Consider the following 23990-nt stretch of genomic DNA (forward strand, 5'->3'; position numbering starts at 1 on the left):
TGGGGCTGAGAGGTAACAGCCTGACCGCCAGCACGATGACGGTTGCGTGAACCTTTGACGATCAGGCGCCAGACCGCCCAGAGCGGGCGCGCAAGCGGTCCTCCAGCCGTCGCAAGGCCAGAGACAGGCCGATGGTCATCGTCAGATACAGCAGCGCCGCGACGTTGTAGGTTTCGAAGTAGCGAAAGTTTCCCGCCGCCGTCACCTTGGCAAGCTGGGTGATGTCGGCCACGCCCAGCACCGACACCAGCGAGGAATCCTTGACCATCGCCACGAAATCATTGCCCAGGGGCGGCAGGATCATGCGGAAAGCCTGCGGAAAGACGATGTGGCGAAACCGTTGCCAGCCGTTCAGGCCAAGGGCCTGCGCCGCCTCGATCTGGCCCTTGTCCACCGCCTGCAAACCAGCGCGGAAAATCTCGGCCAGAAAGGAGGAATAGGCCAGCATCAGCGCAATCACCGCCCGCGCGATCAGCGGGAAATCCCGCGCCCGCCATTCGGCAAACCCCAAGGGCGACAGCGCCTTGTTCACCAGCCAGACCAGCCCCGGCGACAGCACAAAGGCGACGTAGAGCAGCAGGACCAGTATGGGAATGCCGCGCATCACCTCGATATAAAGCCGCGCAGCCTGCCGCAGCACCTTGTGGCGCGACAGGCCCATCACCGCCAGCCCCAGCCCGATCAGGCACGCCCCGAGATAGGCCACCAGCGCCACCCCCACCGTCACGCCGATACCCTTGGCCAGCGTGCCAAGCGCGGCGGCATAGATGTCGCTGGCCAGCACCTGCCAGAACAGCACAGCGCCGATGACCACAAGGATCACCAGCCACCATGGAAAATCACTGTCGGGTTTGGGTTGGGGGATCATCGGCAAGGCCACCCCCGGCAAGCACAGTGAAAACACGGCGCCGGGGGCTGCAAGGGCTTATTCGCCCATCTTGTAATCAAGGAACCATTTCTTGTTCAGACCATCCAGCGTGCCATCGGCGCGCAGGCTGTCGATGGCGGCATTGATCGGCACAACCAGATCGGACCCCTTGGGGAAGATGAAGCCGAAATCCTCGGCCCCCAGCGGTTCGCCCACGATCTTGAGGCCCCCTTCCGAAGTGGCCACATAGCCCTGCCCCGCCGTGGCATCGGTCAGCACGGTATCAACATCGCCCGCCTTCAATGCCTGAACGCTGGCACCAAAGGTTTCAAACAGCTTGATGCGCGGGTTCTGTTCGTTGCCGTCCAGCACGGCATAGACAGCGGTATAGAACGGGGTCGTGCCCGCCTGCGCGCCGATCAACAGATCGGGGTTGGCGGAAAAGGTCTTGGCATCGGTAAAGCGCGCCTCATCACCGCGCACCAGCATCACGCTTTCCGACCGCATGTAGGGGGCCGAGAAATCAACCTTTTCCTTGCGCTCGTCGGTAATCGTGATGCCGGTCATGCCCATGTCATACTGGCCTTCGGCCACCGCCGGTATCATCGCTTCCCAAGAGGTATTCTCATACTTCACAGTGATATTCAGCCGCTTGGCAATCTCGGCCACGGCGTCATATTCCCAGCCGATGGCCTTGCCATCGCTGCCGGTGAATTGCAGCGGCGGATAGGCGTTTTCGGTCACGATCACCACCTCGCGCCCCTTGAGGTCGGGCAGGTCGGCAGCAAGGGCGGGGCTGGCAAGGGCCAGCGTCAGACCCAGAAGGGCGGCGGTTTTCATAGGTGGACTCCCTGTCACAGAGCGATGCGGGACTATGGCAGGGGATCAGCGCGAAGTGCAAGACGCGCTGATCAGGGTGGGCAGGGCAGCTTCAGCCGTCTGGGCCTGCGGATGGGGACGTATCCTCTACAGTCTCGAACATTGAGAGACGTCCGGTCACCAAGCCAAACACGATAGCAAAAACGCATCCAATATTGAAAAAGAGAAAACCGGACATCGTGGCGGGAGCTAGTCCTTGGAACGCGCGGTAGAGCGGGAAGCCGTCATTAAGCCAACCGCAGGCGCTGCCAAGAAAGCCTGTCCACCAAGGGAGTACAAAAGCCAAACTAAACAACACCGAAAATGCCCATACAAGTTTGGTCGCACTGACGATCCGGTTTCGCGCGATATTCCACCTATCGGTCGGCGTACTGGAGTTTCCGATTTTCACCGGAGACACAGGTTGAACCTTGTCCACAACACCCGGCCTTTTCAGCAACGTCATTTGCCCATTGGCAAGGGAAATACTCGCGCCCAACCCAAATCCCAATAAGCCGAGCCAGAACGCCATATTGGCATATTGCACGACATAAATGTCCGTCGCCACCTGCCCGATATAGGCGGGCAGACACGCAGCATTTCTGGCAAGCTTAGGGATCCACTGTGTTGCCGTCGCGGGGTGATAGAACGGGAACGGCGGCAGGAAAAGCACAAAGCCACAAACAGCAAGCAGGCCGCAAATCAGCGCCGACACCCATATCTTAAAGCGGATCGGCATATAGTTATCCTTTGGGGCGTTCGTCTGCTTTGCAAACGATCTTACCACAGCCTACTCACAGGATTGGCGACGGAAGTTGAGCTTGAGGGCGATCGATACAGATCAATCGCTGACCCGCACCTCGATCAACCTTGGGCCATCACATGGCTGCCGAAGCGCCCAGTCGAGCATTTCCGGTTCCTGCGGCACCGACAGGAACGGCAGGTCGCAGGCGGCGGCAAAGGGTTCAAGGTTCAGGGGCGTCGGATCGCAGCCGATCACCTCGGTATTGGCGCCCCGCATCGCATCGGCAATCTCGCGGAAGGCAGCGTTGTTCCAGACAAGGAAGGTGATGGGCAGCCGCTCATCCACCGCCGTGCGCAATTCGCCGGGGCTGAACTGCAACCCGCCATCGCCGATCAGGCAGACAACCGGCACACCGGGGGCCGCCACCGCCGCCCCCACCGCCGCACCGGGGCCATAGCCCAAGGCGCCATAGCCCGTGGCCGCATTGAACCAGGCATTCGGGCGGTCGTGGTCGTAATACAGGTTGCCAGCATAGATCGGCTGGGTTGAATCCCCCACGATCAGCGCGCCGGGCATCGCGGCGCGGATCACCTCGACCATGGCCAGACGGGGGGGCATCTTGGCGTCCAGCAGCCCCACCTCGGCCCGCGCGGCAATGCGCGCCGCCTCGGCCCGCGCGGCCCCGTCACCCGATTTTTGCACCAATTGCGCCAGCAGCGCGGCGACGAACCCGGCCCCATCGGCCTGCACCGCCAGCGCCGCCGGATGGCGCGCCAGTTGGTCGGCACAAACATCGACCCGGATCATGCCAGAGGTGTCGGGCAGGCTGCCCGCAAGGTTCATATCGTAATCGGTCTGGCCAAACTCGGTTCCCAGCGCGATCAACTGATCGGCCCCGGCCATCAGGGCGCGCACCGCCTCCAGGCTGGGCGAAGCGGGCACGGTCAGCGCATGGCCGTGCATCTGGCCGCGTGCATTGGTGGTCTGGATCACCGGGGCATCCAGCCGCTCTGCCAGGGCCTGCACCGCAGCACCCTGCCCGCGCATGCCCCCCCCGGTCAGGATCACCACCCTGCCCGCCGCATTCAACAGCCGTGCCGCTTGCGCCACCTGATCTGCACTGGCCACCGGCGGCGCGGGCATGGCCACCGGGGCGGCCAGTTCGGCGCAGTCCAAAGGCATCACATCGGTCGGCACCTCCAGATGCACAGGGCCGGGGCGCCCCCCCAGCATCTGCGCAAAGGCCCAGTCGAGCGCGGGGCCGACATCCTCTGGCGTGGCGATCTGGCGCGACGGGCAGAGCGCGCGCACCATGGCCGCCTGATCGGGCAATTCGTGCAGCAGGCCCAGGCCCTTGCCCAGCGAATTGCGCCGGTTCACGCCGGAAATCACCAGCATCGGCACCGAATCCTCGCGCGCCTGCGCCATCGCGGTCAGCGCATTGGTGATGCCCGGCCCGGTGATGACACAAGCGACCCCCGGCTTGCCCGCCACGCGCGCATACCCATCGGCCATGAAGGCACAGCCCTGTTCGTGGCGCGCCGTCACATGGCGCACCGGGCTGCCCGACAGCCCGCGATAAAGCTGCACGGTATGCACGCCGGGAATGCCAAAGATCACCTCGACCCCACGGGCATGAAGCCCCTCGACCAGACGTTCTCCCACGGTTCTCATGCTTTGGTCTCCTGCCGGGCGGCAAAGGCGGCGATACGGTCACAGGCCAGCGCGATCAGCGCATCGGGCTGGGTCAGGCTGACGCGCAGCCAGCCTTGCAAGGTGGTCCCGAAACTTTCGCCCGGCATCACCGCCACCTTTTCCTCTTCCAACAGCGCCAGCGCAAAGGCTTCACCCGAAAGGCCAGTGGCGCGCACATCGATCAGCGCGAACATCCCCGCCTCTGGCTGATGCACGCGCAGGCCCGCAACGCCCTGCAAGCGGCCTGCGATCATCGCGGCGCGGTGGGCAAAGCGGGCGCGCATCCCTTCGGCGACGGCAGAAGGTTCGGCCACCGCCACCGCCGTCATGTCGGCAATGAAGGGCTGGCTGCCAAACAGCATGGTTTCCGACAGCGGCAACAGACGCCGGATGAACTCAACCGGCCCAACGCACCAGCCCGACCGGAACCCGGGTGCCGCGTGGGATTTGGAAATGGAACAGGCCACAATCGTGCGTTCGGCCAGTTCCGCGAAATCCAGCGGCGAGGCGAAGGCCACGTTGTCGAACACCAGCTCCTCATACACCTCGTCCGACAGGATCCACAGGTCATGGGCGCGGGCCAGTTCGCCCAAGGCCGCAATCTCATCGCGCCGCAATACAGCACCCGTGGGGTTGTGCGGCGTGTTCAGGAACAGCACCCGGCTGCGCGGCGTGATCCGGGCGGCCACATCGGCCACCGTCATGCGGAACCCGTTTTCGGGCCGCAGCGGCACCCGCACCAGCGTGGCCCCGGTCGAAGCGACCAGCCCTTCATAGGTGGCGTAGAGCGGATCGCCCAGCAGCACCTCGTCCCCGTCGGTGACAAGGGCGCTGAGAACGGCAAACAGCGTGGTCTGCGTGCCCGGCAGCGTCATGATGTTGTCCGGCCCAAAGGCCCGGCCCCGCCGCGCGGTATAACGGGCGGCCAGCGCCCGCAGCAGCCCAGCCTCTCCGTGACCGTTGGAATAGCCGGTGCGGCCATCCTCCATCGCGCGGGCGGCGGTTTCGATCAGCTCGGGCGGGGTGGGCACGTCCGGCTCGCCGATGGTCAGTTCGATCACCTGCTCACCTGCGTGCTTCATCGCGCGGGCGCGGGCATGTATCTGCCACTTGGCCCCGCCAAGCCCGGCAAGCCGGTCGGTTACGGGTGCATATCTCATGGGTGGTCCTTTTCCGGTTCCGGCAGGTCGGCGCCCAGAATGGCCCCCACCGCCCGCAGCCCGATCTGTTCAATCAGATCGCCACTGAAATCTTCTGGCAAAGCCGCACCTTCCAGCCACAGCCCGTCGATCACCCCGTTGCAGGCGATGGCGTCGGCGCGGCAGCGCGCGGCATCGGTGCCGGGCCGGGCAAGCGCCACGATCAGCGCCTCCAGCACGTCGCGGTAGCCGTGATAGGTTTGTCGGTGGATGGCACGCATTTCAGGATCACTGTGCAGCAGTTGCAGAAACCCCGTCCACAGTGACAGGCGCAGTGGCTCCATCACCGGGGGGCGCAAAGAGCTGGTGACGAACCGCGACAGGCGCGCGCGCGGATCATCCGGGCCTGCCGCCATGGCCGCAACACTTTCCGCCGTCATCCGCTCCATGAAATAGCGATAGGCGGCGCGGGTCAGGTCATCCTTGCCCGCAAAATAATGCCGGATCAGGCCCGGTGTCACCCCGGCACGATCTGCAATCGCGCGCACGGTGGCCACCGCAGGCCCGCCTTCGGCCAAAAGATCAAGCGCGGCCAGAACCAGCGCCTCGCGGCGCGATTCTTCGCTTTCACGACGATAGCTGCGCCGTTCGCCTGTCATCGCGGCCCCGTTGTTATACGAATGTATAATAGCGTCAGTAAAGGGCCTGCCCCGCCGAGCCTCAACCCAATTAGCGACGAGTCACAGACATATTCCGACGCAATTGACCTTTGGTCAAATTGAATGCGAGGCGAAAAAGCCGCCAATCATTCAATGATTTCACCGGGATCGACACCCCAAAGCGACTGTTTTGGCAACCAGCCCTTGTCACCCTCAACACTCAGGCGGCACCAGTCGGGTTCACATTCCAGAATGCGACCGATCACACCCGCCTCGGCCTTGAACACCACGTCAGACCCGGCATCGGGGCTGGAATGAAACTCGGCCAGTTCGGCCGTCACAAGGGCAGTGCGAACACCCGACAACAGAATGTAGTGAACCCAGCCCCCCATGCCTTCGGCATCCTCGACCCGGCGCCAGTTCTCATGCTCTGCCGTCACCCGCAGCGGCATACCGGCATGGGTGAACACCCAGTCAATGCGGTGCGTCACGCCGGGGCCGCGCCGGGCATTGCCGACGCCCCCCTTGAGGCTGACATAGCGCGGCAGGGGCAGGTTGGTGACCGGGCCACGACCTGCCTCGTTCGGCGCAACCTCTGGTGCGGCCTCTTCGGCCTCGGGGGGGACGGTTTCATCCAGCACCGCTGTCGCGGCATCCTCGGCTGCGGGCGCTTCCGGGCGCGGCAGAGGGCGGTTGGGTTTGGGCTTGATGACGATGGTTGCAGTGGCCCCCGCTTGCTGCGTGGCCTCTTGGGCGGCGGCATGGCGCACCTCCCACATCAGGCCGGTTGCGCCCAGAACGGCCAAAGCCATGGCCGTCGATCTTGCCCAGTTCATCCGAACCGCTCCTTCCGGCCCCGCGACATAGTGCTGCCGGGGGCGGTTTGTGCCTCTGCCGGGGCTTGTGCAGCGCCCCGCTTCCCGGCACTTTGCCACCAAGAGTGCCGATTTGGAAGCACAGGGAGAAAGCCGGATGCCCGCAAGCCGCCTGAGTGTTGTCGTGACGCGACGCTTGCCCGAACCCGTCGAGACGCGGATGACCGAGTTGTTCGATGTCCGCCTGCGTGAAACCGACGACAAGATGACCCGCGAAGAGCTGGCCGAAGCGATGGCCACCTGTGACGTGCTGGTGCCCACCATCACCGACCAGATCGACGCCGGCCTGATCGCCAAGGCCGGAGAGCGGCTGAAACTGATCGCCAGCTATGGGTCGGGGTTTGACCATATCGATGTGGCCACGGCGCGCAGCCGGGGCATTCTGGTGTCAAACACGCCGGGCGTGGTGACCGAAGACACCGCCGACATGACCTTGGCGCTGATTTTGGCGGTGACGCGGCGCATTCCCGAAGGGCTGGCCGCCATGCAGGCCGGGGAATGGCAGGGCTGGGCGCCCACTGCGTTTCTGGGCGGGCGTCTGGGCGGGCGGCGTCTGGGCATTTTGGGCATGGGGCGCATCGGGCAGGCCGTGGCGCGGCGCGCCCGCGCCTTTGGCATGCAGGTCCATTACCACAACCGCCGCCGCCTCCGCCCCGAGATCGAGGCAGAGCTGGAGGCGACCTATTGGGACAGCCTCGACCAGATGATCGCTCGGATGGATGTGCTGACGGTCAACTGCCCGCATACCCCCTCGACCTTCCATCTGCTGAATGCGCGGAGGCTGAAGCTGCTGAAGCCGTCAGCCGTCGTCGTCAACACCTCGCGCGGCGAGGTGATTGACGAAAACGCCCTGACCCGGGGGCTAAAGGCACGCGAGATTGCCGGGGCGGGCTTGGATGTTTACGAACACGGCACCGATGTGAACCCCGAACTGCGCAGCCTGCCGAATGTGGTTCTGCTGCCCCATATGGGATCGGCCACACTGGAAGGCCGGATCGAGATGGGCGAGAAAGTCATTATCAACATCAAGACCTTCGCCGACGGCCACCGTCCGCCGGATCAGGTGGTTCCCGCGATGCTCTGACCATTAGTCAGAACCAGATCCGCCACCAGCGGCAGATGGTCCGAGGCGCGGGCCGCCTCGGCATTGCGAAAGACGCGGATATCCTCGGCCGTCAGGCCGCCGGTCACGGCGATCCGGTCCAGCGCGAAAAGCGGGTGGCGGCTGTGATAGGTCGGCCCGCCCGCCAGAATGCGAAAGCGCGGTGCCAGACGGCCCAGACCCACCGCCAGCGAGCGTTCGTTGAAATCGCCCGCGATCAGCGTGGGCCTGTCGGCCCCCTGCCCCAGCATCCGGTTCAGCGCCGTCAATTGCTGGCGGCGCGACCGGCGCAGCAGCCCCAGATGCACCCCCAGAACCCGCAGCGCCTGCCCCTCGATCTCCAGCTCCGCCATCACCCCGCCGCGCGGCTCTATCCCCGGCAGGTCGAAATGGCGGCGGGCGGTCATGTGCAGATCGGGGCGCACCAATATCGCATTGCCATGCCAGCCCAGACTGTCGCGGCCATGATCGAAATTCAGCGCCACAAGCCCGGTGCGGTCCAGCACCATCGCCCGGTCAAACACCGGCGGGCGCGGCGGCAGGCGAAAATCGGCCTCTTGCAGCAAACAGATGTCGGCGCCCAGATCGGCGATCACCGCCAGAATACGCCCCGGATCGCGGCGGCGATCGGTGCCCAGCGCCTTGCGGATGTTATAGGTGGCAACCCTTAGCTTGATCGTCACAGGATCGGCGCCCCCAGCCGGAATACGCTTTCCATCAGCCGCCGACCTGCCCCCGAAGGCAGAACACCCTGCGCGCAATCGGGTTGCAGGCTGGCAAACCAGCCTTCCAGTTCGGCAACAGGGTCGCGGTCATAGAGGAACAGCGCCAGTTCAAAATTCAGCAACATCGAGCGCACGTCGAAATTGGCCGATCCGACCCAGCCCACCCCGTCGATCAACCCGGCCTTTGCATGCAGCATTCCGGGCAAGAAGCGGCAGACCCGGCAACCCGCGCGCGCCGCCTCGCGCAGATAGGCACCGCGGGCCAGATCGGCGGTCCATTGGTTGGAACGGTCGGGCAGGAAAATCCGCACATCCACCCCGCGCCGCGCCGCCGTGGTCAGCGCCAGCGACAGGGCCTCGGTCGGGATGAAATAGGGCGTGGCAATCCAGACGCGGGCCTCGGCACGGTGAATGGCGCTGACCAGACCGTCATGCAGCACGTCCAGCCGCTCATCCGGGCCGGCGGGCACCAGTTGCAGGGTGGCGGGGCCTTCGGCTGCAATCACCTGCGGTGCCGGATCGGCCCCAGGTTGCGCCCAGTCGGCGGCAAAGACATCGGCAAAGGCCCGCACCACTGGCCCCTCGACCGTGTAACTAAGGTCCAGCCACGGCGCACCGGGGTTGGCCAGATAGACATCACCCACATTGCGCCCGCCTGCCCAGACGCGCGCGCCATCGGCAATCACCAGCTTGCGGTGGTTGCGCAGGTTCAGATGCCCGCCCGCGCGAATGTTGAGGAAGGGCGAAAAGAACTGCAACTTGCCGCCCGCCGCAACGAAATCGGCCAAGGCGCGGCGGGGGCGCGACAGGGTGCCCAGCCGGTCGATGTTCAACCGCACCTCGACCCCCTGATGCAGCTTTTCGGTCAGGCGCTGCACAAAGGCGCGGCCACTGTCGTCGCGCTCGATAATGTAAAGCAGGATATCCAGCCGCTCTGTCGCCCGGTCGATCATGTCGTACAGCTCGGCCAAAGCCGCCTCGGGCGTCCGGTGCAGCGCGATCCGGTTGCCCGCCAGCGGCGCGGGCGCACCAAGCCCCGCAAAGGTGCGCGCCATGGCATCGGCATCCTCGGTCAGACCGCCGATGTCGGAAAAGTCGATGGCGGCAAAGCGGCGGCCCCGCTTGCGCACCCCCAGAACCAGGAACAGCGGAAGTGCTACATAGGGCAGCAGCACGATCGACAATATCCACGCGACAGAGGATTGCGGCGAGCGGCGTTGCTGCAACGCCAGCACCATCGCCAGCGCGACAGCCAGCACGCCAAGGACGACCAGAAGGTGTTCCAACAGCAGATACATAGGCCCCATGCTAGCCGCGCACCCGGCCTTATCCTAGGGCTGTCGCGGATGATGCGGGCAAAATCATCGGTCGAAACGGGTAGAATGAGTACACAAGGCGGGTTGAATCACCCGTGATCAATTCCTAGTTACCGCACAACAACAAAGCAGACCGGGACATCCATGGAAATCTTCACCTATCCGGGCTTCATCGCCCTGTTGCAGGTCATCGGCATCGATCTGGTGCTGGCGGGCGACAATGCCATCGTGATCGGCCTTGCGGCAGCAGGTCTGCCCAAGGAACAGCGCGGGCGCGCCATTCTGGTGGGGATTCTGGCCGCGACGGTGATGCGGATCGGCTTTGCGCTGATGACAACCTACCTGCTCGGCATTGTCGGGCTGGTGCTGGCAGGCGGCATTCTGCTGCTGTGGGTCTGCTGGAAGATGTGGCGCGAACTGCGCGAAGGCCATGCCGATGAGAACCGTGCCGAAGAGGCGCTGACCGGCGAGGACATCAACGCCGACGGCACCGTGGCCGGTGGCGGACCGACCAAAACCTTTGCACAAGCCGCCTGGCAGATTGTCATCGCCGACTTGTCGATGAGCCTTGATAACGTGCTGGCCGTGGCCGGGGCCGCGCGCGAACACCCCACCGTTCTGGTGGTGGGTCTGGTCCTGTCCATCGCGCTGATGGGCATTGCCGCCACCTTCATCGCGCGGCTTTTGAACAAATACCGCTGGATCGCCTATGTCGGCCTGCTGATCATCGTCTATGTCGCGCTCAAGATGATCTGGGAAGGTTGGCATCAGGTGGAGCCGATTGTTTTGGGAATGCTCTGACGATCAGGCCGCCTTCGGGCGGCCTTTTCATTGCGCCTATTCCGCCGCCAACCGCCCCGCCGCCTTGCCCGGCATCGCCAAGCGATAGCCCAGCGCCTCGGCGACATGGGGCTGACGCACCGCAGCGCTGCCCTCCAGATCGGCGATGGTGCGCGCCACGCGCAAAACCCGGTGATAGCCGCGCGCCGACAGGCCAAAGCGTTCGGCCACCCGCGCCAGCAGCGCGCGGCCTTCGGCGTCGGGGGTGGCCACTTCCTCCAGCAAGCGCCCCTCCAAATCGGCATTGACGCGCAGGCCCGGATGGTCCTGAAACCGGGCCTGCTGGCGGTCGCGCGCCGCCCTGACACGCTGGGCCGCCGTGGCAGAAGTGTCGCCGCTGGGCGGCAGGTCCAGATCGGTGAAGGCGACGGGTGGAACCTCGACCCGCAGGTCGAACCTGTCCATCAGCGGGCCGGAGATACGGCCCATGTAATCGTCGCCGCAAACCGGGGCGCGGGTGCAGGCGCGGCCCGGATCGGACAGATAGCCGCATTTGCAGGGGTTGGCGGCGGCAATCAGCAGGAACCGGCAGGGATAGCGCACATGGGCGTTGGCCCGCGCCACCACCACCTCGCCCGCCTCGATCGGCTGGCGCAGGGTTTCCAGCACGGCGCGGGGAAATTCGGGAAACTCATCCAGAAACAGCACGCCGTTGTGGGCCAGACTGATCTCGCCCGGCTTGGCCCCCTTGCCGCCGCCCACAATCGCCGCCATGGATGCCGTGTGATGCGGTTCGCGAAACGGCCTGTCGCGGGAAATCCCGCCCTCGGTCAGCAGCCCGGCCAAGGAATGGATCATCGAGGTTTCCAAGGCTTCCGCCGCTGACAGGGGCGGCAGGATGCCCGGCAACCGCGCCGCCAGCATCGACTTTCCCGACCCCGGAGAACCGACCATCAGCATGTGGTGTCGCCCGGCGGCGGCAATTTCCAGTGCCCGTTTCGCGCGCTCTTGCCCTTTGACGTCACGCAGGTCGCGCGCCGCCGGGGGGGCCGCAACCTCTCCGGCCTCGGCCGGGGTCAGGGGGGCCTGCCCAGTGTAATGGCGCACAACATCGTTCAGGCTGGCGGGGGCCAGCACCTCGGCAGCGCCGACCCAGGCCGCCTCGGCTCCGCTGGCGCGCGGGCACATCAGCGCCTTGCCCTCTGCCGCCGCCGCCATCGCCGCAGGCAGCGCCCCCACCACGCCGATCAGCCGCCCGTCCAGCGCCAGCTCGCCCAAGGCAACGGTATGTTCAACCTCGTCCTTCGGAATGATCTCCAGCGCCGCCAGCAGGGCCAAGGCGATGGGCAGGTCGAAATGGCTGCCCTCTTTCGGCAAGTCGGCGGGCGACAGGTTCAGGGTGATCCGCTTGGATGGCAGCGCGATGGACAGCGCAGAAAGGGCGGCGCGCACCCGTTCCTTGGCCTCTGACACCGCCTTGTCGGGCAGGCCCACAAGGGTGAATGACGGCACCCCGGGCGAGACCGCGCATTGCACCTCGACCAGCCGCGCCTCGACCCCCTCGAACGCCACGGTAAAGGCCCGCACCATCATTTTCCACCTCGCCCAATGGTTAACGGCTAGGGGCAAAGAATTAAGGATGGGTTAATGCGCGCCGCCTCCCGGCCTAGCCCCGCAACAGCGCCATAAACTTCGGCCAAGCCTCTGGGTCGGCCACGGTCTTGTCGCGGCAAAAGGCGTTGCAAAAGCCAAGGCGACGGCCTTCGATCTCCAGCACATGGGTCACGGGCTTGCCGGAATAGGGGCAGGCGGTGTTTTGAGCCTCCGCCCCCTCTACCGCCCGCGCGGCCATGGGCACCGGGCCGGGCCAAGGGCGGCGCGGATAGGGGCGGCGGTAAAAGTCCTGATCCGCGCCATCGACCAGCCCCATCGCCCGCCAGCGGCGGAACGACGGATGCGCCAGATGGGCCTGCACATAGGCCATCTGGCGCGGGGAAACCGGCAGATTATACCCGGCGATGCGGGCGGCCACCGGGGCAAAGAACGCATCCGCCGCCGAATAGTCACCACAGAGCCAAACCGTGCTGCCGGTCTGGTCGCGCGCCCAGTCCCAGATGGTTTCCAGCCGGGCCAGATCGGCCAACACCTCATCAGGCGGTTCGCAGCCGGTATAGCTGACGCGCAGGTTCATCGGACAATAGTCGCGCAGGGCGACGAACCCGGCGTGCATTTCTGCCGCCAGCACCCGCGCCACCGCCCGCGCCTTGGGGTCGGATGGCCACAGGCCCGCATCAGGGTGGCGGCTGGCCAGCTCTTCGGCGATGGCGATGGTTTCGGGCACCACGACGCCATCGGGGGTCCGCATGGTGGGGGCGGTCTTGGCCGGGTGATAGGCTTTCAGCATATTCGGCAGCGCGTCCGAATAAAGCCGCGCCAGATGGGTTTTCACCGGAATGCCAAAGGCATCAAACAGCAGCCAGCCACGCAAGCTCCAACTGGAATAGCCCCGGTCGCCAATCACAAGATCATAGGTCATCAATACGTCCCCTTTTGCCACAGGCTAGGGGCGATGACCCATCAGGAAAAGCCGTGATTTGTGGGGCTGTCCATCACGGACAGTGATTGATCACCCCGGCCTGCCAGCCTTGTCCGTCATAGGAAAGGCAGGTGACGGACAAATTGTCGATCTTTTGGCCCAGCACCTCGGCCGGGGTTTGCCCCAGCGCCGGGGCAAGCTGGGACAGGATCACCCCGAAATGCGCGACCACGATCAGATCGGCGCGCGGCACAGCGACCAGCCCCGCCACCGCCTGCGAAACCCGCGCCGCCGCCATGTTCCAGCTTTCGCCACCGGGGGGCGTGATGTCGCCCGGCTCCTCCCAATAAGCGCGCGACAGGTCGGGGTCGCGATTAGAAACGTCATCCCAGTGCATGCCGTCCCAATCGCCGAAATGAAATTCGCGCAGACCGGGCACATCGGGCAGGCGGGGCCGTGCCCCGGCAATCGCATCCGCCGTGGCGCGCGCGCGGATCAGGTCCGACGAGACCACCGGCGCATCGGGCAAAAATGCCTGCAACCGCGCAACCGCCGCATGGTCGGACAGATCGGCCGGCACATCGCGCCAACCGCAGAACGCCTTTTCATGCGTCGGCCCGTGGCGCACCCACCACAACCTCATCTTGCCCCCTCGGGCAATGCGCCCTTCAGCACCATCGGCAGACCGGCCATCACGCCCACCACCAGATCGGCCAGCGCCGCGATCTGCTGGTTCAGCCGCCCCTGTTCATCGCGGAACCGCCGGGCCAGCGCGTTTTCGGGCACGATACCCCAACCCACTTCGTTTGACACCACCACCACCGGGCCGGGATGAGCCTGCAAGGCCGCCAAAACGGCGGCCACTTCGGTGCCTAGATCGCCTTCGGCCAGCATCACATTGGTCAGCCACAAGGTCGCGCAATCCACCAGAACCGCGCCCTGTGCGCCCGCCAAGGCGCCACACAGGTCGCGCGGTGCCTCCACCGTCTGCCAGCCCCCGCCCCTGTCATCACGGTGCTGGGCAATCCGCGCCGCCATCTCGTCATCCCAGGCCTGCGCGGTGGCGATATAGGTCAGCGGCAGGCCAGCGGCGCGCACCAAACCTTCGGCCAGCCGCGATTTGCCCGACCGCGCGCCCCCGACCACCAGCGACACTCTGGGGAAACCTTGCAAAAGATGTGATCCGGGCACGCGTTTTCTCCGTAGCCCTTTCGACCGCATGGGAAGGAAAGGGATTGGCATGGAACGCGCCCGGTATACCGACCTTGACCTCTCGCGCCAAGCGCGCAAGGCCGAACTTCTGGATCACCCGACCGAGGCGGCATTGGCCCGCGCCTGGCGCGAGAGCCGTGATGCCGCCGCGCTGAACCGGCTGATCACCGCGCATCTGCGGCTGGCCATCGCCGCCGCCGCCCGGTTTCGCCGCTATGGCGCGCCGATGAACGATCTGGTGCAAGAGGCATCGGTCGGCCTTATGAAAGCCGCCGAAAAGTTTGACCCCGATCAGGGCGTGCGCTTTTCCACCTATGCGAATTTCTGGATCAAGGCCTCCTTGCAGGATTTCGTGATGCGCAACTGGTCGATGGTGCGCACCGGGTCCACCGCCGGGCAAAAGACGCTGTTCTTCAACCTGCGCCGCACGCAAGCCAAGCTGGAGCGGGAGGCCCGTGACCGGGGCGAGGTGCTGGATGCGGCCACCCTGCGCACGATGGTCGCCGCCGATCTCGGCGTGACCTTGGCCGAAGTGACGATGATGGAGGCGCGGTTGCAGGGCAGCGATGCCTCGCTGAACGCGCCACAGGCGTCGGATGCCGAGGGGCGCGAATGGATCGAGCTGATCCCCGATGACGCCCCCCAGCCCGAGGCGATCGTTGCCGCCGCTCATGACGGCCGCCGCATCCGCGACGGGCTGGGCCGCGCGCTGGCCGATCTGTCACCGCGCGAACGGCGCATTGTGGCCGCCCGCCAGTTGGTAGACCGGCCGCTGACGCTGGAAACCCTTGGGTCAGAGCTGGGTGTGTCGAAAGAGCGGGTGCGCCAGATCGAATTCGGCGCCTATGCCAAGCTGCGCGCCGCTCTGACTGCCGATGCGCCAGAGTTGCTGGCTCTGATTTCGTAAGGTTGCGTCCTGCCCCCGCGCCGCCTAAGTCTGGGGCAGCGGAGGGCCATGATGCTGACGGGAAAACGCATTCTTCTTGTGATCGGCGGCGGGATCGCGGCCTATAAGTCGCTGCTGCTGATCCGGCTGCTGCGCGGACAGGGGGCGACGGTGACGCCGGTTCTTACGGCGGGCGGGGCAGAGTTTGTCACGCCCCTGTCGGTCTCGGCGCTGGCGGGCGAAAAGGTCTACCAATCGCTCTTCGACCTGACGGATGAGGCCGAGATGGGGCATATCCAGCTTTCCCGCGTGGCCGATCTGATCGTTGTCGCCCCGGCCACCGCCGATCTGATGGCGAAAATGGCCACGGGGCGGGCGGATGACCTTGCCTCGACCCTGCTGTTGGCCACCGATACGCGGGTGCTGGTGGCACCGGCGATGAATGTGCGGATGTGGCAGCACCCCGCCACGCAACGCAACATCGCCACCCTGAAGGCCGATGGCGTGCTGTTCACCGGCCCGGACGAAGGCGAGATGGCCTGCGGCGAATACGGCCCCGGCAGGCTGGCGGAACCCGAGGCGATTCTGGCCGCCATTCAGGCGGCTGTGTCGGACGGCCCGCTGACGGGCAAGCATGTGCTGGTCACCTCTGGCCCCACCCACGAACCCATCGATCCGGTGCGCTATATCGCCAACCGCTCCTCGGGCGCGCAAGGCACGGCGATTGCGGCGGCGTTGCGCGATCTGGGCGCACGGGTCACTTTTGTCACCGGCCCGGCCTCGGTGCCGCCGCCCGAAGGGGTGGCCGTGGTGCGGGTGGAAACTGCACGGCAGATGCTGGAGGCGGTTGAGGCCGCCCTGCCCGCCGATGCCGCCGTAATGGCGGCGGCGGTGGCCGATTGGCGCGTGGCCAATGCCGCCGGGCAAAAGATGAAAAAGGATGGCTCTGGCAAGGCTCCGGCGCTGGAATTCGCCGAGAACCCCGACATTCTGGCAACGGTTTCCAAGGGCGCGAACCGCCCCGCGCTGGTGGTGGGCTTTGCCGCCGAGACGGAAAAGGTGGTCGATCACGCCACCACCAAACGCCTGCGCAAGGGCTGCGACTGGATCGTGGCCAATGACGTGTCGCCCGAAACCGGCATCATGGGCGGGACGGAAAACGCCGTGACGCTGATCACCGAGGCGGGGGCAGAGGTGTGGCCACGCATGACCAAGGATCAGGTCGCCCGCCAGCTAGCCGCCCGTATCGCACAGGCACTGGCATGACTCCGCTGGTTCAGGTCATCTGGGAAGACTGGGCAGACCGTGCCCTGCCGCTGCCCGCCTATCAAACCGCAGGATCGGCGGGTGCCGACATCTGCGCCAACCTGCCGCCAGAACTGCGCGCCGGAGGCATCACGCTGACCCCGATGGAGCGGATGGTGGTGCCGACCGGCATCCGCGTGGCGATTCCGGCGGGGTTTGAAATGCAGATCCGCCCCCGGTCGGGCCTTGCGACCCGGCATGGCATTACCCTGCCCAACACCCCCGGCACCATTGACAGCGATTATCGCGGCCCCTTGGGCGTGGCGCTGGTGAACCTTGGACCCGCCGCCTACACCATTCACCACGGGGACCGCGTGGCGCAATGCGTGATCGCCCCCGTGCTGCAAGCCAGCTACCGCGTGGTTGACGCGCTGGATGAAACCGACCGGGGCAGCGGCGGCTTCGGCTCTACCGGGTTCCGCTGATGCTGGTGCTGGGCCTTATGGCGACCCTGTGGGGCTTGGGTTGGGCGTTTGGCCTGCCGTCACGGCTGCGGGCGCAGACTGTCATCTTGCTATGGGCGGCGGCTATTCTGGCGCATCTGATATTGCCCGAGGAAAGCCCCCTGCGGCAGATGATCGGCGGATCAGCGGCAAGCTGGCTGGTGCTGGGCGCGGTTGCAGTGCTGGTTCTGGCCTACCGCGCCGTTTTGCAGCGGCTTAGGGCTCGCGCAGCCCCCGAAGTCGTGCCCGAAAGCGGCCCGTTCCGACAGGCCGAACTGACCCGCTATGCCCGCCACATCCTGCTGCGCGAAATCGGCGGGCCGGGGCAGTTGCGGCTGAAAGATGCCAAGGTGCTGGTGGTGGGCGCGGGGGGGCTTGGCTCTCCGGCGATCCTGTATCTGGCGGCGGCGGGGGTGGGCACCATCGGTGTGATTGACGGCGATGTGGTCGAGGCATCGAACCTGCAACGCCAGATTCTGCATACCGAAGACCGCATCGGCCAGCCCAAGGTGCAATCTGCCCAAGCGGCGGTGCAGGCGCTGAACCCCTTTGTGACCTTGCGCTCCTATAATCGCCGCCTGACGGAAGAAATCGCCCGCGACTTGATCGCCGAGTACGATCTTGTGCTGGACGGGACCGACAATTTCGACACCCGCTATCTGGTGAACCGCATCTGCGTTGCCTTGGGCAAGCCGCTGATTTCCGGTGCGATGACCCAGTGGGAAGGGCAGGTTTCCCTCTATCACCCCGCCGCTGGCGCGCCCTGTTACCAATGCGTTTTCCCCGAACGCCCCGCCCCCGGCATGGTGCCCACCTGCGCCGAGGCGGGCGTGGTGGCCCCCCTGCCCGGCATCATCGGGTCGATCATGGCGACAGAGGCCGTCAAGCATCTGACCGGCGCAGGCGAAACGCTGGCGGGGCGGCTGATGATCCATGATGCGCTTTATGCCGAAGCCCGCGTGATCGGGGTCAAGCGGCGGGCCGACTGCCCGGTCTGTGGCGGGCTGCACCAGTCCTGACCGCTTTTAGCGCCGGGGGATGCGGGGGATGGAACTGCGCTGGAATTTGTATTCTGCCGGCGGATGCGGCGGCTGGCCCTGATTGGCCTGCCAATAGCCCTTGCCACCCCGTCGCAGCCATGCCGGAACCGCCAGCAGCAGCCCGCCGACAAAGCCGCCCGCATGGGCCCAATAGGCCACGCCGCCACCATCGCTGGGCACAGAGACGCCGCTGAAAACCTGAATGCCGAACCAGACGCCCAGCACGATCCAGGCCGGAATGGCAAAGACGCGGAAGAATATCACGAAGATGAACAACACATCGACCCGCGCCTTGGGGAACAGCAACAGATAGCCGCCCATCACCCCGGCAATCGCCCCCGACGCCCCCACCATCGGCATGGCTGAGGCGGGATCAGCCGCCACCTGCAAGGCCGCCGCAGCCAACCCGCCCGCAAGATAGAACAGGACAAAGCGGCCATGGCCCATCTCATCCTCAAGATTGTCGCCGAACAACCACAGGAACCACATGTTTCCCAAAAGATGCATCCAGCCTCCATGCAAGAACATCGAGGTCAGGATCGTCTCATACCCCTGCCCCGCCATGATGTGCTGCGGCACAAGACCCCAAGTGTAGAAGAACAGGTTCAGCCGGTAGTCATCGCGAATGGTCAGCCAATACCCCAGGAACACCACCACATTGGCGATGATCAGGGCATAGGTCGCATAGGGCGTGCGCCCCGAGGGGTTATGGTCGCGGATGGGAAACATCGCACAGCCTTTTCCGAAGCCCGCCGATCAGTCAAGCAAAAGGCCCGGACAATGGCCGGGCCTTCGCGGAATGGGTCAATGCGCGGGTTATTCCATAGCCTTCATCAGATCATCAATCGCGGCGCAGACCTTTGTCGGATCGTCGCCAGCATTGGCCAGATCGGCCTGAATCTCTTGCGCCTTCTGCGCGACAGCCGCCAGCTTCTCGGGGCTTGTCGTCGCCAGTTGCTGCATCTTGGTCGTCATCTCGACCGCCTTCTTCTGCGCCTCTTCTTGGGTGCAGCTGGGCTAGTCATCCTTGCAAGCAGACAGGCCAAGCGTGGCGACCAGCGCCAAAAGAACAACACTCGACTTCATTTCACTCTCCATGAACAACCGGCATGCCAGCATCCGGTATTAACCGGACACCACAAAGGCAACAATCACACCACCGACTATGCGCTGGCGACCTCCGCCAAAAGTTGCGCATTGCCGCCCAAGGCGGTGATGTCGCTGCAAGTATGGTGTTCCGTCACCTAATGGCCGGTATCTGGCGCGGCGGTGATCAGCGGGGCGCAAAGGTCATTGCTGCCGGCCATCGACAGGCAATCAGCAGCGCGGTTTCGATTGACCCCGCAACTCTTGGGTAACCCGACCGAAGGCATGCATAACATCCGGTGGCATCAGTAAAGCCGCCGCAACCATCGCTGCGGCGGCTTGTAAGATATTCGCTGTGGCCTCAGGCTGCCTCGGCCCGCACCGCATCTTCTGTCGTGGCCCGCGGAAACAGCAGTTGCAGGCCGGGCATCAGCATCGGAACACGGGCCGCATAATCGTGATACTCGGGGAAGGTCAGCGACAGAACCTTTTCCTCCATCCGGGCGCGGGCCACCTGAAAGCACAGGCAGGCCACCGCGATCATGTAGGCGGCAACCGACCCGTTCGACATGGCGATGCCGACGATGGTCAGCGCTTCGGCGGCATAAAGCGGATGGCGCACAATGCGGTAAGGCCCGCTGGTCACAAGCGACCGCGCTGCGGGCACGACCGAGAATGATTTGCCCAAGCGCGACAGACACAGGATCGACAGAATGGTGCCCACGACCACGAACACCGTCGATGTGATCCGCAAGGCCGGGCTGATATCGACATGCGGGGTGATCCCCACCAGCATCATGCTGAAGGTGCCGATAACCGCAATCAGCCGTGGCATTACACCCGTCAGCGTGTTGCGCGGCGGCAGACGCGTCAGCGTAAAGTAAACCACCAGAGCAAGGAACAGCAGGTTGCTGAACTGCGCCAGAAAGATCAGCGAGCCATAGGGCACCTGTTCATAATTCATAAGCAGGACGGCCAGATACTTCATCGACGTTGCCGCCGAATAGCTGAACACAAGGATCAGAAATGCCTTGCCAAAACGGTCTTCGGTAGGGTTTGCCACTCGTGACTCCATTGGGTTGCCGTGCTGGGTGCGTTCCTGAAAGATCCTTTTGAACGGGTACAGCAATTGTTGGGGATATGTTTTGGGAACCGGGTCCGACACGCCGTAACGCTCTGGCCGGTTTTTGGGCAGAAAGATGGTTCCGCCGATGACATCGATCACCGACAGCAGGGCGGAAAAGTTGCGGTCATAGGCCTCTCGCTGGTTGGCGTGGTGCCAATGGTGATATTCGGGCGAGGCGATCAGCCATTTCAGCGGACCGATCGTGATGCGGGTGTTCGAATGCAGCCACAGCGACTGCGCCTGAAAGATCAGGCCGAATAGCACCATCGCAGGGGCCGAAAAGCCCAGGCAGAACACCGGAAACAGCGACAGCGTATTGGTGAATATCTGGTCGAACGGATGCACCCGATGCGAGGCCATCCAGTCCATCTCTTCGATGCTGTGATGCACCGAATGGAATTTCCACAGCATCGGAATGGCATGAGACAGCCGGTGCGCGGTGTAATAGCCGACATCGGCCACCACCAGAACGCCGATCACCTGTGCCCAGAGGGGCAAGGCGCGCACCCAGTCGGTTGCCGAATGCGGCACCGCCCAAGTATAGGCCGCCATCAACCCGCCAACCACCACCACCGATCCGGCCCGGATCAGGAAATGGTTGAACACCAGATGCGTCAGGTCCAAAAACCAGTCGTGCCGCAGGATGCGTTGCCCGGAATGCAGCGGCAACAACCGCTCCAGCGGGATGAAAATGCAGGCAAGGATAAGAAGCGCTGTGTAGTTCACGGTGATACTTCGATGCCTGCTGGGAATGGGACTTTCGAAGCGTATAATTTGAACGGCAATGTGGCCAAACTAGGGGGTCAGCGTGGACGACTGCGCACCAATTGAGGGCCGACTTTGGCAGCCTCCCGGCAGATCGTGGCAAAATTTCAGCGCGCAAGCAGAAAGAAGCCGGTAAGCGCCCCAATGTCCGAACTTGGCCGGTTTGCTCTTGGCCTGTTTACCCCTGCGGTCCCGCGCGCTCTGGCCGTCGATGGCCGCCTAACGGCGACCGGGCGCGCCGCATCGGATTGTCGAAATCGCCGACGCAAGCCCGGCTGAACTGATCTAACGACGGGCGAGGTTACCGGCTGGCTATTGCCCCGTTCGCCTGAATCAGGCGCATCTCACCTTTGTCGGGCTGCGGCATCCCGATACGCGCGGGGCGGGCTTGCAGGCACTCAACCGCGCCATGCTTGCGGTGCCAGACATCGAACAATGCCACATGATCGCCAGCCGGTTCTACCATCGGCTCAATCTTCACAGCTCCGCCATACAGCACGACCGTCGGTGCTGGCCAAGCAGATCATCGCGCTGCCCCATGTGGCGCGCGTTCCGCGCCATCGCGCAATGCAGGCGGCGCAAGAAGTTTCCTGAACACTCGCAATATGATCCGTCACGCCCTATTGCCGCCATTTTCGTGAACGATCATCTTTTGAACTTCACTGGCTCAGGGGCAGGAAATGCGGTTGATCAGGCGGATCTGGCCTTTGGTTGCGGGGCTTTTGGTGGCGGCAGGCGTGGGTTCGGCGGTGCAGGCCCAGGACCAGGTGCCGCAACAGCAAGCCTCGTTCGGGCGGGTGACGCTGGGCTGGGGCCGCTTTTTCTACAACGATCTGCTGGGCGACGGGCATGACCGCTGGCAGACCGGCGGCTATACCGTCAGCATCCTGCGTGGTGACCGTTTTGACGGCCACCTGCCAGACCGGCCCGGCCGGATTCTGGAATACCGGCTGGCCGCCAGTATCATCGCACCCGCCAGCCTGACCTCGCCCGAACCCGATGACCGGCGCTATGCAGGCACTCTCAACCTAGGGGTGCATACCCCATGGGAGTGGCGCGGAACCGAACTTTCGCTGGGTGCCGACATGGTTGTTACGGGGCCGCAGACCGGCGTCGGCCGGTTTCAGCGTTGGGCGCATGAGCGGCTGGGCCTGGAGGAACCCGAAGTTCTGGGCAACCAGATCGAGGATGGCTTCTACCCCACCCTGGTCGCCGAGGCCGGGCACACCCTAACCTTGGCTGGCGGCCGCCTGCGCCCCTTTGCCGAACTGCGCGCGGGCGACGAAAGCCTGATCCGGCTGGGGGCCGACCTCAGCTTTGGCCAGATCGGGTCCGATGACCTGATGGTGCGCGACAAGACCACAGGCCAACGCTATCGCGGTGCGCCGGGCACCTATCGGCAAGGCGTTACCCTGACGCTGGGTGGCGATGTGGCGCATGTCTTTTCCAGCGTCTATCTGCCCGAAGGCGAAGCTGCGCAGTTGCGGTCCGACCGTTACCGCCTGCGTGCCGGGCTGGCCTGGCAGGGCAAGAAAAGCAGCCTGTTCTATGGCCTGACCTACCTTTCGCCCCAATTCGAACAGCAAGCCGAAGGCCAGGTGGTCGGCGGGCTAAGCCTGCACGTGAAGTTCTGATCGCAAGCTATTGTTTTGCTCAAGGAAACTTGCGTTGTTGCAGAAATGCAATAGCGCAGCGCTCGCGAAATTGTTAACGTACAAGCAATAATAAGAACGAGCAGGCTTGCAGGTATGAAAACGGGCTCACAGGGCACGTTTGTCATCTCCTGGTCACAGACAGAAGTAGATGGCCTTCGGGCTGCGTCGCTGGAGGTTCTTGCGGTTGGTGCCACTTGGCGCTGGACCGGAGCAGCCGTGCGCGTGGACGGACCGCAGGGCCTGTTGCTTCTGGAGGCGGCGGAAGGGGCGGCAGACATTCGGATGCGCGCGGCACGCATGGTGCGGCGGTTGGTCGGTGCGGCGGTGGGAACCGCGCCGGTCGAACAGGAACAGGATGAAGCGCTGGTTCAGGACCAGAGCTTTGTGGTCACCGACGGCCATCACAGCTTTACCATAACACTGATCCCGGTGCCCGATACAGGTGCGCGGCTGTTGATGGTGGTGGGCGACCTGCCGCCGCCTGATCAGGATTTGTGGGTGGTGCGGACCGCGATTGATCGCACCCCGGCGGCGGGGGCCCAATCCTCTGGCGGGGTGATCTGCTTTACGCCCGACACCCGTATCGCCACCCCCGACGGCCCGCGCATGATCCAGAACCTGCGGCAGGGCGACCTGATCCTGACGCGCGACAACGGCGCGCAGCCGGTGATGTGGTCGGGCCATCGCCGCATGTCGGGCGCGCGGCTTTATGCCATGCCCCACCTGCGGCCCATCCGCTTTCGCACCGGCGCCCTTGGCATTGACCGCCCCGATCAGGAACTGGTCGTCTCGCCCCAGCACCGCATGCTGATCAAGGGGGCGGCGGCGCTGGCGCTGTTCAACACGCCCGAGGTTCTGGTCAAGGCCGAAGACCTGCTGAACGATGCCACCATCACCGTCGATCATGCCATGCGCGAAGTCACCTATGTGCATGTGATGCTGGAAGCGCATAACATCGTCTGGGCCAACGGGGTCGAGACGGAAAGTTTCCACCCGTCGAACACCGCGCTGGACATGATCGATCCCGCCCAGCGCGAAGGGTTGCTGGCCCTGCGCCCCGACATTGCGGTGGACCCGCACCGCTATGGCGATTATGCCCGGCGCAACCTGTCGGGGTCCGAGGCGGCGATCCTGCGACACGAAATGGCGCATTAAGGGGGCCACACGGCCCCTT

The 23990-nt window shown here is 64.7% G+C and carries 25 protein-coding genes; 8 read left to right on the forward strand and 17 right to left on the reverse strand.

Annotated features, from left to right (window positions below; genetic code table 11):
- Window positions 1-61 precede the first annotated feature (61 nt).
- The 7 genes from JI744_RS00680 to JI744_RS00710 all read right to left on the reverse strand — a co-directional run bounded on the left by JI744_RS00680 (window position 62) and on the right by JI744_RS00710 (window position 6800).
- A complete protein-coding gene (locus JI744_RS00680) occupies window positions 62-868 on the reverse strand; it encodes an amino acid ABC transporter permease (RefSeq protein ID WP_202657309.1) in 807 nt (268 codons plus the stop codon).
- 57 nt (window positions 869-925) lie between these two features.
- Window positions 926-1708, reverse strand: coding sequence for a transporter substrate-binding domain-containing protein (locus JI744_RS00685; RefSeq protein ID WP_202657310.1), 783 nt, complete (start codon window positions 1706-1708; stop codon window positions 926-928).
- Between the two features lie 91 nt (window positions 1709-1799).
- The gene (locus JI744_RS00690) at window positions 1800-2465 is read right to left on the reverse strand and encodes a hypothetical protein (protein ID WP_202657312.1); all 666 of its coding nucleotides are present in this window, start codon (window positions 2463-2465) and stop codon (window positions 1800-1802) included.
- 102 nt (window positions 2466-2567) lie between these two features.
- A complete protein-coding gene (locus JI744_RS00695; RefSeq protein WP_202657314.1) occupies window positions 2568-4145 on the reverse strand; it encodes a 5-guanidino-2-oxopentanoate decarboxylase in 1578 nt (525 codons plus the stop codon).
- Entirely contained in the window at window positions 4142-5326 is a 1185-nt protein-coding gene (locus JI744_RS00700; RefSeq protein WP_202657316.1) for a pyridoxal phosphate-dependent aminotransferase, read from the reverse strand. Before JI744_RS00700 ends, JI744_RS00695 begins: the two co-directional genes overlap by 4 nt.
- Window positions 5323-5964, reverse strand: a complete 642-nt coding sequence (locus JI744_RS00705) for a TetR/AcrR family transcriptional regulator (protein ID WP_202657325.1) — start codon at window positions 5962-5964, stop codon at window positions 5323-5325. The genes JI744_RS00700 and JI744_RS00705 overlap by 4 nt, the downstream gene beginning before the upstream one ends.
- A gap of 146 nt (window positions 5965-6110) precedes the next feature.
- A complete protein-coding gene (locus tag JI744_RS00710) occupies window positions 6111-6800 on the reverse strand; it encodes an SH3 domain-containing protein (RefSeq protein WP_236019186.1) in 690 nt (229 codons plus the stop codon).
- Between the two features lie 136 nt (window positions 6801-6936).
- Here JI744_RS00710 and JI744_RS00715 point away from each other — a divergent pair, with 136 nt between their 5' ends.
- Complete coding sequence (locus tag JI744_RS00715) at window positions 6937-7923, forward strand: 2-hydroxyacid dehydrogenase (protein ID WP_202657327.1); 987 nt, start codon at window positions 6937-6939, stop codon at window positions 7921-7923.
- Here JI744_RS00715 and JI744_RS00720 read toward each other — a convergent pair.
- Window positions 7899-8624, reverse strand: coding sequence for an endonuclease/exonuclease/phosphatase family protein (locus tag JI744_RS00720; RefSeq protein ID WP_202657337.1), 726 nt, complete (start codon window positions 8622-8624; stop codon window positions 7899-7901). The two genes, JI744_RS00715 and JI744_RS00720, sit on opposite strands and share 25 nt — an antisense overlap.
- Window positions 8621-9964 carry a phospholipase D-like domain-containing protein gene (locus tag JI744_RS00725; protein WP_202657339.1) on the reverse strand — a complete coding sequence of 448 codons (1344 nt, stop codon included), beginning with the start codon at window positions 9962-9964 and terminating at the stop codon, window positions 8621-8623. The genes JI744_RS00720 and JI744_RS00725 overlap by 4 nt, the downstream gene beginning before the upstream one ends.
- 162 nt (window positions 9965-10126) lie before the next feature.
- On the opposite strand from JI744_RS00725, the gene JI744_RS00730 reads away from it, so the two are divergent.
- On the forward strand, window positions 10127-10783 hold the full coding sequence (locus tag JI744_RS00730) for a TerC family protein (protein ID WP_202657341.1): 657 nt from the start codon (window positions 10127-10129) through the stop codon (window positions 10781-10783).
- Window positions 10784-10819: 36 nt separating this feature from the next.
- Here the strand turns inward: JI744_RS00730 and JI744_RS00735 are convergent, their stop codons facing one another.
- The 4 genes from JI744_RS00735 to cobU all read right to left on the reverse strand — a co-directional run bounded on the left by JI744_RS00735 (window position 10820) and on the right by cobU (window position 14489).
- Window positions 10820-12355 carry a YifB family Mg chelatase-like AAA ATPase gene (locus JI744_RS00735; RefSeq protein ID WP_202657343.1) on the reverse strand — a complete coding sequence of 512 codons (1536 nt, stop codon included), beginning with the start codon at window positions 12353-12355 and terminating at the stop codon, window positions 10820-10822.
- Window positions 12356-12428: 73 nt separating this feature from the next.
- Window positions 12429-13298, reverse strand: coding sequence for a glutathione S-transferase (locus JI744_RS00740; RefSeq protein ID WP_202657344.1), 870 nt, complete (start codon window positions 13296-13298; stop codon window positions 12429-12431).
- Between the two features lie 73 nt (window positions 13299-13371).
- The gene (locus JI744_RS00745) at window positions 13372-13941 is read right to left on the reverse strand and encodes a histidine phosphatase family protein (protein ID WP_202657346.1); all 570 of its coding nucleotides are present in this window, start codon (window positions 13939-13941) and stop codon (window positions 13372-13374) included.
- The gene (gene cobU / locus JI744_RS00750; RefSeq protein WP_202657348.1) at window positions 13938-14489 is read right to left on the reverse strand and encodes a bifunctional adenosylcobinamide kinase/adenosylcobinamide-phosphate guanylyltransferase; all 552 of its coding nucleotides are present in this window, start codon (window positions 14487-14489) and stop codon (window positions 13938-13940) included. The genes JI744_RS00745 and cobU overlap by 4 nt, the downstream gene beginning before the upstream one ends.
- Window positions 14490-14538: 49 nt before the next feature.
- Between cobU and JI744_RS00755 the strand changes: the two genes are divergently transcribed.
- The 4 genes from JI744_RS00755 to JI744_RS00770 are packed head-to-tail and all read left to right on the forward strand — an operon-like array spanning window position 14539 to window position 18163.
- Window positions 14539-15417, forward strand: a complete 879-nt coding sequence (locus JI744_RS00755; protein ID WP_202657350.1) for an RNA polymerase factor sigma-32 — start codon at window positions 14539-14541, stop codon at window positions 15415-15417.
- Window positions 15418-15468: 51 nt separating this feature from the next.
- Window positions 15469-16662, forward strand: a complete 1194-nt coding sequence (coaBC, locus tag JI744_RS00760) for a bifunctional phosphopantothenoylcysteine decarboxylase/phosphopantothenate--cysteine ligase CoaBC (RefSeq protein WP_202657357.1) — start codon at window positions 15469-15471, stop codon at window positions 16660-16662.
- The gene (gene dut, locus JI744_RS00765; RefSeq protein ID WP_202657358.1) at window positions 16659-17126 is read left to right on the forward strand and encodes a dUTP diphosphatase; all 468 of its coding nucleotides are present in this window, start codon (window positions 16659-16661) and stop codon (window positions 17124-17126) included. Before coaBC ends, dut begins: the two co-directional genes overlap by 4 nt.
- Window positions 17126-18163, forward strand: coding sequence for a HesA/MoeB/ThiF family protein (locus tag JI744_RS00770; protein WP_202657359.1), 1038 nt, complete (start codon window positions 17126-17128; stop codon window positions 18161-18163). Before dut ends, JI744_RS00770 begins: the two co-directional genes overlap by 1 nt.
- 6 nt (window positions 18164-18169) lie before the next feature.
- Here the strand turns inward: JI744_RS00770 and JI744_RS00775 are convergent, their stop codons facing one another.
- The 4 genes from JI744_RS00775 to JI744_RS00790 all read right to left on the reverse strand — a co-directional run bounded on the left by JI744_RS00775 (window position 18170) and on the right by JI744_RS00790 (window position 21627).
- The gene (locus JI744_RS00775) at window positions 18170-18913 is read right to left on the reverse strand and encodes a rhomboid family intramembrane serine protease (RefSeq protein WP_202657360.1); all 744 of its coding nucleotides are present in this window, start codon (window positions 18911-18913) and stop codon (window positions 18170-18172) included.
- Window positions 18914-19000: 87 nt separating this feature from the next.
- Window positions 19001-19159, reverse strand: a complete 159-nt coding sequence (locus JI744_RS00780; RefSeq protein WP_202657361.1) for a hypothetical protein — start codon at window positions 19157-19159, stop codon at window positions 19001-19003.
- Between the two features lie 472 nt (window positions 19160-19631).
- Window positions 19632-21122 (reverse strand): sterol desaturase family protein, encoded by a 1491-nt coding sequence (locus JI744_RS00785; protein WP_202657365.1) that lies wholly within the window; start codon window positions 21120-21122, stop codon window positions 19632-19634.
- A 340-nt stretch (window positions 21123-21462) separates the two neighbouring features.
- Entirely contained in the window at window positions 21463-21627 is a 165-nt protein-coding gene (locus tag JI744_RS00790) for a hypothetical protein (RefSeq protein ID WP_202657366.1), read from the reverse strand.
- Window positions 21628-21841: 214 nt separating this feature from the next.
- On the opposite strand from JI744_RS00790, the gene JI744_RS00795 reads away from it, so the two are divergent.
- Window positions 21842-22795, forward strand: coding sequence for a lipid A-modifier LpxR family protein (locus JI744_RS00795; RefSeq protein ID WP_202657367.1), 954 nt, complete (start codon window positions 21842-21844; stop codon window positions 22793-22795).
- Between the two features lie 114 nt (window positions 22796-22909).
- Window positions 22910-23971, forward strand: coding sequence for a Hint domain-containing protein (locus JI744_RS00800; RefSeq protein WP_202657368.1), 1062 nt, complete (start codon window positions 22910-22912; stop codon window positions 23969-23971).
- Window positions 23972-23990: the final 19 nt, after the last annotated feature.

Origin of the sequence: Fuscibacter oryzae (assembly GCF_016765795.1) — a bacterium.
Classification (GTDB): domain Bacteria; phylum Pseudomonadota; class Alphaproteobacteria; order Rhodobacterales; family Rhodobacteraceae; genus Fuscibacter; species Fuscibacter oryzae.